General features: G+C 72.1%; 10 protein-coding genes and 1 pseudogene. 10 read left to right on the top strand and 1 reads right to left on the bottom strand.

Translation table 11 applies throughout. From position 1 onward, the window contains the following. From IEZ04_RS31535 to nusB, 7 genes and pseudogenes are all read left to right on the top strand, one after another. Positions 1 to 157 (top strand): annotated as a pseudogene (locus IEZ04_RS31535) (chorismate synthase); the annotation flags it as partial. Then, positions 154 to 669: a shikimate kinase gene (locus IEZ04_RS31530; protein WP_229821407.1), complete on the top strand. Its 516-nt coding sequence runs from the start codon at positions 154 to 156 to the stop codon at positions 667 to 669. The pseudogene IEZ04_RS31535 and the gene IEZ04_RS31530, both read left to right, overlap by 4 nt. Beyond that, positions 666 to 1,760, top strand: a complete 1,095-nt coding sequence (gene aroB / locus IEZ04_RS31525; RefSeq protein ID WP_189220398.1) for a 3-dehydroquinate synthase — start codon at positions 666 to 668, stop codon at positions 1,758 to 1,760. The genes IEZ04_RS31530 and aroB overlap by 4 nt, the downstream gene beginning before the upstream one ends. Positions 1,761 to 1,941: 181 nt before the next feature. Next, positions 1,942 to 2,847, top strand: a complete 906-nt coding sequence (locus IEZ04_RS31520; protein WP_189220397.1) for a Pro-rich N-terminal domain-containing protein — start codon at positions 1,942 to 1,944, stop codon at positions 2,845 to 2,847. 150 nt (positions 2,848 to 2,997) lie between these two features. Next, positions 2,998 to 4,104: an aminopeptidase P family protein gene (locus IEZ04_RS31515; protein WP_189220396.1), complete on the top strand. Its 1,107-nt coding sequence runs from the start codon at positions 2,998 to 3,000 to the stop codon at positions 4,102 to 4,104. A gap of 46 nt (positions 4,105 to 4,150) precedes the next feature. Beyond that, positions 4,151 to 4,717, top strand: a complete 567-nt coding sequence (gene efp, locus IEZ04_RS31510) for an elongation factor P (protein WP_189220395.1) — start codon at positions 4,151 to 4,153, stop codon at positions 4,715 to 4,717. A 2-nt stretch (positions 4,718 to 4,719) separates the two neighbouring features. After that, positions 4,720 to 5,148 (top strand): transcription antitermination factor NusB, encoded by a 429-nt coding sequence (gene nusB / locus IEZ04_RS31505; RefSeq protein WP_189220394.1) that lies wholly within the window; start codon positions 4,720 to 4,722, stop codon positions 5,146 to 5,148. Positions 5,149 to 5,383: 235 nt separating this feature from the next. Here nusB and bldD read toward each other — a convergent pair whose 3' ends face one another. Then, positions 5,384 to 5,887, bottom strand: coding sequence for a transcriptional regulator BldD (gene bldD, locus IEZ04_RS31500; protein WP_189220393.1), 504 nt, complete (start codon positions 5,885 to 5,887; stop codon positions 5,384 to 5,386). Positions 5,888 to 6,130: 243 nt separating this feature from the next. Here bldD and pyrR point away from each other — a divergent pair, with 243 nt between their 5' ends. The 3 genes from pyrR (at position 6,131) to IEZ04_RS31485 (ending at position 9,134) form a co-directional block, all read left to right on the top strand. Continuing rightward, the gene (pyrR, locus tag IEZ04_RS31495; RefSeq protein ID WP_189220392.1) at positions 6,131 to 6,712 is read left to right on the top strand and encodes a bifunctional pyr operon transcriptional regulator/uracil phosphoribosyltransferase PyrR; all 582 of its coding nucleotides are present in this window, start codon (positions 6,131 to 6,133) and stop codon (positions 6,710 to 6,712) included. Between the two features lie 135 nt (positions 6,713 to 6,847). Next, on the top strand, positions 6,848 to 7,843 hold the full coding sequence (locus IEZ04_RS31490; RefSeq protein ID WP_189220391.1) for an aspartate carbamoyltransferase catalytic subunit: 996 nt from the start codon (positions 6,848 to 6,850) through the stop codon (positions 7,841 to 7,843). 4 nt (positions 7,844 to 7,847) lie between these two features. Next, the gene (locus IEZ04_RS31485; RefSeq protein WP_189220390.1) at positions 7,848 to 9,134 is read left to right on the top strand and encodes a dihydroorotase; all 1,287 of its coding nucleotides are present in this window, start codon (positions 7,848 to 7,850) and stop codon (positions 9,132 to 9,134) included. Position 9,135: the final 1 nt, after the last annotated feature.

The raw sequence follows: 9,135 nt of genomic DNA, 5'->3' as shown, positions 1-9,135 counted from the left end.
CTCCGACGTGTGCGCCGTGCCGGCGGCCGGCATCGTCGCCGAGGCCATGGTGGCACTGGTCCTCGCGGACGCGGTCGCGGAGAAGTTCGGCGGCGACAGCGTGGCCGAGACCCGCCGCAACGTCGCGTCGTACCTCGAGAACCTGGCCATCCGGTGAGCGCTCCGTCGATCGTCCTGGTGGGACCGATGGGGGTGGGCAAGTCCACCGTCGGGCAGCTCCTGGCCGAGCGGCTCGGCTGCGCCTACCGGGACACCGACGACGACATCGTCGCCGCGCAGGGCCGCACCATCGCGGACATCTTCGTCGACGAGGGCGAGGCGGCCTTCCGCGTCCTGGAGAAGCGGGCCGTGGCCGCCGCGCTCGCCGGGCACACCGGTGTCCTCGCCCTCGGCGGCGGCGCCGTCCTGGACGCGGACACCCGCGCGCTGCTCGCCGCCCACCGGGTCGTGTACCTGTCGATGGACGTGGAGGAGGCGGTGAAGCGGACCGGCCTGAACACCGCCCGGCCGCTCCTCGCCGTCAACCCGCGCAAGCAGTGGCGGGAGCTGATGGAGGCCCGCCGCCACCTGTACACCGAAGTCGCCCGTGCGGTCGTGCCGACCGACGGCCGCACCCCCGAAGAGGTCGCCCAGGCGGTCCTCGACGCTCTGGAGTTGAAGCACGCATGAGTGAGCAGGCAGTCACCCGGATCCAGGTCGGCGGCACGGCGGGCACCGACCCGTACGAGGTGCTGGTGGGCCGGCAGCTCCTCGGCGAGCTCGGCGGGCTGATCGGCGCGCAGGCGAAGCGGGTCGCGGTGATCCACCCCGAGGCGCTCGCCGAGACCGGCGACGCGCTCCGCGCCGACCTCGCCGGGCAGGGCTACGAGGCGGTCGCCATCCAGGTGCCGAACGCGGAGGAGGCCAAGACCGCCGAGGTCGCCGCCTACTGCTGGAAGGCGCTCGGCCAGTCCGGCTTCACGCGCACCGATGTGATCGTGGGCGTGGGCGGCGGCGCCACCACCGACCTGGCCGGCTTCGTGGCGGCCACCTGGCTGCGCGGCGTGCGCTGGATCGCGGTCCCCACCACGGTGCTGGCCATGGTGGACGCGGCCGTCGGCGGCAAGACCGGCATCAACACCGCCGAGGGCAAGAACCTCGTCGGCGCCTTCCACCCGCCGGCCGGTGTGCTGTGCGACCTGGCCGCGCTGGACTCGCTGCCGGTGCACGACTACGTGTCCGGGCTCGCGGAGATCATCAAGGCCGGTTTCATCGCCGACCCGGTGATCCTGGACCTGATCGAGGCCGACCCGCAGGCCGCCCGCACCCCGGACGGCCCGCACACCGCGGAGCTGATCGAGCGGTCCATCCGGGTCAAGGCCGAGGTGGTCTCCGCCGACCTGAAGGAGTCCGGGCTGCGGGAGATCCTCAACTACGGGCACACCCTCGGCCACGCGATCGAGAAGAACGAGCGCTACAAGTGGCGGCACGGCGCGGCGGTCGCGGTCGGCATGCACTTCGCCGCCGAACTGGGCCGGCTGGCGGGCCGGCTGGACGACGCGACCGCGGACCGGCACCGCGCGGTGCTGGAGTCGGTCGGGCTGCCGCTGACCTACCGCTACGACCAGTGGCCCAAGCTGCTGGAGAACATGAAGGTGGACAAGAAGTCCCGCGGCGACCGGCTGCGCTTCATCGTCCTCGACGGCCTGGCCAGGCCCACCGTCCTGGAGGGCCCCGACCCGGCCGTCCTGCTCGCCGCCTACGGCGAGGTGGGGGAGTAACGCCCGCCGGGCGCTCCGCCGCCCGGCACCCCGCCCGATCCCCCTTGCGGCCCTGAGCACTTCGGACCCTCACCGGCCGTTCACCAAACGACGGCCGAGGACGGTACCGTTCGAGGGGAACGGGGCCCGACGCCCCGTCCCGCCAGCGTCAACGCGACTGTACGAGACGGAGTGGCACCGGATGCAGCACGCAGTGGGAGCACCGCTGCCGCCGCCCCACCAGCCGGGGCACGGGCCGGACATGACCTGGTCGTCGGCCGCGCACCAGCAGGGAAACCCGGGCGGCCACCCGGGCGGCGCACCGACGACTCCGCCCGGCGCGGGCTTCACCGGGGCGCCGGTCCCGCCGCCCGCCGCCCCGCAGGCCCCGCCGCACCCGGCTCCGCCACAGGTTCCCCCGCACCGGGCGGCGCCCCCGCACGGCTCCGCGCCGCCGGCCCGGGACACCACCGGGCATGTGCGGCTCCCGCCGGGCGCCCCCGTGTCCGTGCCGAGCGCACCGCCCGCCCCGGGCACACCCGACGCGACCACCACCACGCTCGCGGTCCTGCTCATCGGCCCGGCGGGCGCGGGCAAGACGAGCGTCGCCAAGTACTGGGCGGACCACCGACGCGTTCCCACGGCCCATATCAGCCTGGACGACGTACGGGAATGGGTGCGCTCGGGCTTCGCCGACCCGCAGTCGGGCTGGAACGACAACTCCGAGGCGCAGTATCGTCTCGCCCGCCGCACCTGCGGCTTCGCCGCCCGCAACTTCCTGGCCAACGGCATCTCCTGCATCCTCGACGACGCCGTCTTCCCCGACCGCCCGGTCATCGGGCTCGGCGGCTGGAAGCGCCATGTGGGCCCCGGGCTGCTGCCGGTCGTCCTGCTGCCCGGCCTGGACATCGTGCTGGAGCGCAACGCCGAGCGCACGGGCAACCGCCGCCTCAGCGACGAGGAGGTCGCCAGCATCCACGGCCGCATGGCCGGCTGGTACGGCTCCGGGCTGCCCATCATCGACAACTCCCAGCTCGACGTCCCCGCGACGGCCCGCGTCCTGGACGAGGTGCTGGCCCGCTCCATAGCGAGCCCCCCGAACTGGTGACGGGCCGGGGCGGGCCCCGTCGTCCGCGCGTACGACACCGGCACAGAAGCCGTCACCGTCCCCCCTCCCGGCACTCCCCGTACGGATGAGCCACCGCCCGTCCGGACCACCCGACCGGCGGTTTCCGGCCACCGCTCATAGGCTCGGCGCATGTCAGAGGTGTACGGGGCCCGGCGGGCCCGGCTGCGGGAGCGCTGCAACGCGGGCGGCAGCGCGACGGCGCTCGTCACCCGCCCGGCCAACGTCCGGTATCTCGCGGGGACGGCGCCCCGCGACGCCGTCGTCCTGCTGGGCGAGGACGAGGACCTGCTGCTGTGCCGGGGCACGCCCGGCACGCGGCCCGAGGACGGACGGCCCGACGAGAGGCTGCGCATCCACCGCCTGCCCGGCCCCGCAGGGGATCCCGCGGTCGCCGCCGCCGATCTCGCCGTGGCCCGGGGTGCCGAGTCGCTCGCGGTCGAGGAGCACCACCTCACCGTCGGCCGGTACCGCGCCCTGCGCTCCGTCGCGTCCCGGCTGCGGCTCACCGACCTCGGCGGCGCGGTCGAGCAGTTGCGCGTGGTGAAGGACGAGGAGGAGATCTCCTGTCTGCGGATCGGCGCGGAGATCACCGACCAGGCGCTCGCGGAGCTGCTGGAGTCGATCCTCGTCGGCCGCACCGAACGCCACCTCGCCCTGGAGCTGGAGCGCCGGCTCGTCGACCACGGCGCCGACAGCCCGGCCTTCGCGACCTCCGTCGCCACCGGCCCGCACGCCGGCCGCCGCGGCCACCGGCCCACCGACCGGCGCGTGGAGGAGGGCGATTTCCTCTCCGTCTGTCTCGGCGCCGCCTACCGCGGCTACCGCTGCGAGATCGGCCGTACCTTCGTGATCGGCACGTCCCCCGCGGACTGGCAGATCGAGCTGTACGACCTCGTCTTCGCCGCCCAGCGCGCCGGTCGGCAGGCCCTCGCACCCGGCGTGGCCTACCGTGACGTGGACCGGGCGGCCCGCCAGGTGCTGGACTCGGCGGGGCACGCGGAAGGGCTCGCACCGTCGATGGGGCACGGGGTGGGGCTCGAAAACATCGAGGACCCGCAGTTGGCCCCGGCGGCCATGGGTAAACTGGACGCTTGCGTGCCGGTCACCGTCGAACCGGGGGTCCACCTTCCGGGCCGGGGCGGTGTCCGGATCGATGACACGCTCGTCGTCCGCCCCGAGGCGGATGGCGGACCCGAGCTACTCACCATCACGACCAAGGAGCTGCTCGCGCTGTAGCGCGTGTCTTCCGGTCGTCCACGTCAGTCCAGGAGATTCCGCAACCGTGGCTTCCACGAACGACCTCAAGAACGGCATGGTGCTCAAGCTCGAAGGCGGCCAGCTCTGGTCCGTCGTCGAGTTCCAGCACGTCAAGCCCGGCAAGGGCCCGGCCTTCGTGCGTACCAAGCTCAAGAACGTGCTGTCCGGCAAGGTCGTAGACAAGACCTTCAACGCCGGTGTCAAGGTCGAAACGGCCACCGTCGACAAGCGCGACATGCAGTTCTCCTACATGGACGGCGACTACTTCGTCTTCATGGACATGGAGACCTACGACCAGCTCCACATCGACCGCAAGGTCGTCGGCGACGCCGCCAACTTCCTGATCGAGGGCTTCGAGGCCACCGTCGCCCAGCACGAGGGCGAGGTGCTCTTCGTCGAGCTGCCCGCCGCCGTCGAGCTGGTCGTCGCCGAGACCGAGCCGGGCGTCCAGGGCGACCGCTCCACCGGTGGCACCAAGCCGGCCAAGCTGGAGACCGGTCACCAGATCCAGGTCCCGCTCTTCATCACCACCGGTGAGAAGATCAAGGTCGACACCCGCACGAACGACTACCTCGGCCGGGTGAACAGCTAACCGTGGCCGCCCGTAACACGGCCCGTAAGCGCGCCTTCCAGATCCTCTTCGAGGGCGACCAGCGGCAGACCGACGTCCTCACGGTCCTCGCGGACTGGATCCGGCACTCCCGGACCGACACCCGGCAGCCGCCGGTCAGCGAGTACACGATGCAGCTGGTCGAGGGCTACGCGGAGCACGCGGTGCGCATCGACGAGCTGATCGCCCAGTACGCCGTCGGCTGGACGCTCGACAGGATGCCGGTCGTCGACCGCAACATCCTGCGCATCGGCGCGTACGAGCTGATCTGGGTGGACGAGACGCCGGACGCCGTCGTGCTGGACGAGATGGTGCAGCTGGCCAAGGAGTTCTCGACGGACGAGTCGCCCTCGTTCGTGAACGGGCTGCTGGGGCGGCTGAAGGATCTGAAGCCGTCGCTGCGGCGCGAGTAGTTCTTTCTCTCGGCGGGGCGCCGTAGGGGTGCCTGTGTGATGCCGGCTGCGGGTTGTCCGTGGCCGGTCGCGCAGTTCCCCGCGCCCCTGGAGACGGCGGTGGGCCGACAGCACATGTGCTGTCGGCCCACCGCCGTCTCCAGCATCTCCAGAAAGACGCGAACCGCCGGGGTTGCCAGGGACCTCACGGTCTCCGGCAACTCCGGCGGCACGTTTCTTCTGGCCCGCGGAGCGGTCAGGCCTCCTCGGCGTGGGAGACCGCGCGGCGCGCGTCCGCGTCCAGGACGCCCCAGCTGATCAGTTGCTCGGTGAGGACCGAGGGCGACTGGTCGTAGATGACGGCGAGGGTGCGCAGGTCGTCCTGGCGGATCGAGAGCACCTTGCCGTTGTAGTCACCGCGCTGCGACTGGATCGTCGCCGCGTACCGCTGCAGGGGGCCCGCCTTCTCGGCCGGCACGTGGGCCAGGCGCTCCAGGTCCAGCACGAGCTTCGGCGGCGGCTCAGCGGCGCCGCCGGGAGTGGTGCCCGGCAGCAGCTCCTGCACCGGCACCCCGTAGAAGTCCGCCAGCTCGGCAAGGCGCTGCACGGTCACGGCGCGGTCGCCGCGCTCGTACGAACCGACCACGACCGCCTTCCACCGTCCCTGGGACTTCTCCTCGACACCGTGGAGGGAAAGGCCCTGCTGGGTGCGGATGGCCCGGAGCTTGGCCCCGAGCTGTTTGGCGTATTCGCTGGACATATAGCTCCCGGACACTGTGTCATCGTGCGGCGACGCCGCGCGGCTGGTGACTCACTGTGAGGTTACGCAGCGTGACTCTTCCCCGTCAAGCCGAATGGTCCGTACCGACTCTTCCGTGGTAACCGCCGTCCCTTGCTCCAGGGGGGTGATCAGGGCCCTTACGCGACCCTGCTACCGTGGACGGCGCAATTCCGACGTCCTTTAAAGTCCGTCCCGTGAGGCGGAGAAGGAGGTCCGTCTCGTATGGACAAGCTGGACACACAAACGTCCGATGCGCGGCCCGTTCTCGAAGGCCCCGACATCGCGCGGGTACTGACCCGCATCGCCCACGAGATCGTCGAGCGCGCCAAGGGCGCCGACGACGTGGTGCTCCTCGGCATCCCGACCCGGGGCGTCTTCCTCGCCCGCCGGCTCGCCGCCAAGCTGGAGCAGATCACCGAGCGCACGATCCCGGTGGGCTCGCTCGACATCACCATGTACCGCGACGACCTGCGCATGCAGCCGCCGCGCGCGCTGGCCCGCACCGAGATCCCCGGTGACGGCATCGACGGCCGGCTCGTCGTCCTCGTCGACGACGTGCTGTTCTCCGGCCGCACCATCCGCGCCGCCCTCGACGCCCTGAACGACATCGGCCGCCCGCGCGCGGTGCAGCTCGCCGTCCTCGTCGACCGCGGCCACCGCGAACTGCCCATCCGCGCCGACTACGTCGGCAAGAACCTCCCGACGTCGCTGCGGGAGACGGTCAAGGTCCAGCTCTCCGAGGAGGACGGCCGCGACACCGTCCTGCTCGGTGCCAAGCCGGCCGCCCAGGACGCACAGCGCTAGCGAGCACCACGGCCCACCGGCGTGTCCACCGCCGCACGGCCGTCCGGCGCGCCCGCGCGCGTCCGCCCGCCCGGCCACGCCCACGCGGCGGGGCCCGGAGCCTCCCGAACCTAACCGCCCCACGGAGCCTGACAGATGCAGCGTCATCTCATCTCGGCCGCCGACCTCACCCGTGACGACGCCGTCCTGATCCTCGACACCGCCGAGGAGATGGCCCGGGTCGCCGACCGGCCGATCAAGAAACTGCCGACCCTGCGCGGCCGTACCGTCGTCAACCTCTTCTTCGAGGACTCGACCCGCACCCGGATCTCCTTCGAGGCCGCCGAGAAGCGGCTGTCGGCGGACGTCATCAACTTCTCGGCCAAGGGGTCGAGCGTGTCCAAGGGCGAGTCCCTGAAGGACACCGCCCAGACCCTGGAGGCCATGGGCGTCGACGCCGTCGTCATCCGGCACGGCGCCTCCGGGGCCCCGTACCGCCTGGCCACCTCCGGCTGGATCGACGCGGCCGTGATCAACGCCGGTGACGGCACCCACCAGCACCCCACCCAGGCGCTCCTCGACGCCTTCACCATGCGGCGCCGCCTGGTCGGCCGGGACACCGGTCTCGGCCAGGACCTCGCCGGCAAGCGGATCACGATCGTCGGTGACGTCCTGCACAGCCGCGTCGCCCGCTCCAACGTCGACCTGCTGCACACCCTCGGCGCCGAGGTCACCCTGGTCGCCCCGCCCACCCTGCTGCCGGTCGGCGCGAGCGCCTGGCCCTGCGAGATCTCGTACGACCTCGACGCCGTACTGCCCAAGTCCGACGCGGTGATGATGCTGCGCGTCCAGCGCGAGCGCATGAACGCCGCGTTCTTCCCGACGGAGCGCGAGTACTCCCGGCGCTACGGCCTCGACGGGGACCGCATGGCGCGGATGCCCGAGGACGCGATCGTGATGCACCCCGGCCCGATGGTCCGCGGCATGGAGATCACCGCCGAGGTCGCCGACTCCGGGCGCTGCACCGCGATCGAGCAGGTCGCCAACGGCGTCTCGATCCGCATGGCGGTCCTCTACCTGCTGCTGGGCGGCAACGAGCCCGCCGTCACCCAGTCCCGCACCACCGATTCCCGCACCACCGAGGAGAAGTAAGAAGATGAGCAAGACCCTGATCCGTGGTGCGAGGGTGCTCGGCGGCGAGCCGCAGGACGTCCTGATCGACGGCGGGACCGTCGAGGCCGTCGGCACGGACCTGTCCGCCGAGGGCGCGGAGGTCGTCGAGGCCGGCGGCAAGGTGCTCCTGCCGGGCCTGGTCGACCTGCACACCCACCTGCGCGAGCCCGGCCGCGAGGACTCCGAGACGGTGTTGACCGGCACGCGCGCGGCGGCCTCCGGCGGCTACACCGCCGTGTTCGCCATGGCCAACACCTTCCCGGTCGCCGACACCGCCGGTGTCGTCGAGCAGGTGTACCGGCTCGGCCGCGAGCACGGCTACTGCGACGTGCAGCCCATCGGCGCCGTCACCGTCGGGCTGGAGGGCAGGAAGCTCGCCGAGCTGGGCGCCATGCACGACTCCGCGGCCGGGGTCACCGTCTTCTCCGACGACGGCAAGTGCGTCGACGACGCGGTGATCATGCGCCGGGCGCTGGAGTACGTGAAGGCCTTCGGCGGAGTCGTCGCCCAGCACGCGCAGGAACCGCGGCTGACCGAGGGCGCCCAGATGAACGAGGGCGTCGTCTCCGCCGAGCTGGGCCTCGGGGGCTGGCCCGCGGTGGCCGAGGAGTCGATCATCGCGCGGGACGTGCTGCTCGCCGAGCACGTCGGCTCCCGCGTGCACATCTGCCACCTGTCGACCGCCGGGTCCGTGGAGATAGTGCGCTGGGCGAAGTCCCGGGGCATCGACGTCACCGCCGAGGTCACCCCGCACCACCTGCTCCTCACCGACGAGCTGGTGCGCTCGTACGACCCGGTCTACAAGGTCAACCCGCCGCTGCGCACCGAGCGCGACGTCATGGCCCTGCGCGAGGCCCTCGCGGACGGCACGATCGACATCGTCGCCACCGACCACGCCCCGCACCCGCACGAGGACAAGGACTGCGAGTGGGCCGCGGCCGCCATGGGGATGGTCGGCCTGGAGACCGCGCTGTCGGTGGTCCAGGAGACCATGGTGGACACGGGTCTGCTGGACTGGGCCGGCGTCGCCGACCGCATGTCCTTCAAGCCCGCACGCATCGGACAGGCCACCGGCCACGGCCGTCCCGTCTCGGCTGGTGAGCCCGCCAACCTCACCCTGGTCGACACGGCATACCGTGGAACGGTGGACCCCGCGGGCTTCGCCTCGCGCAGCCGCAACACCCCGTACGAGGGCCGCGAGCTGCCGGGCCGTGTCACGCACACCTGGCTCCGGGGCAAGGCCACGCTCGTCGACGGGAAGCTCACGTGAC

The organism is Streptomyces ruber (genome assembly GCF_014648075.1).
Taxonomy (GTDB): domain Bacteria; phylum Actinomycetota; class Actinomycetes; order Streptomycetales; family Streptomycetaceae; genus Streptomyces; species Streptomyces ruber.
This window is presented reverse-complemented; position numbering and strand designations above follow the sequence as displayed.